The following is a 220-nucleotide window of genomic DNA, read 5'->3' on the forward strand; positions in this document are numbered from 1 at the left end:
GACAGCGACGGTTGTCGAGATGATGGCTGAGCTGCACCGGGTGTATAGCGCCAAGAATAAAGCCTATGGCCTGTTTAGTGAAGAGAGTGAACTGGCGCAAACGCTGCGTTTACAGCGTCAGGGTGAAGAGGATTTTCTGGCATTTAGTCGTGCCGCGACCGGACGCTTGCGGGACGAACTGGCGAAATATCCTTTTGCCGACGGCGGCATTGTCCTGTTC

1 protein-coding gene is annotated in these 220 nt (G+C 55.0%); it reads left to right on the top strand.

Annotated elements, in window-relative coordinates:
- Positions 1–220: nucleoid-associated protein (locus FDX22_RS20650; RefSeq protein WP_186805394.1), on the top strand; the 220-nt coding region annotated here is incomplete at both ends.

Source organism: Citrobacter sp. TBCS-14, from assembly GCF_005280805.1.
Classification (GTDB): Bacteria; Pseudomonadota; Gammaproteobacteria; order Enterobacterales; family Enterobacteriaceae; genus Citrobacter; species Citrobacter gillenii.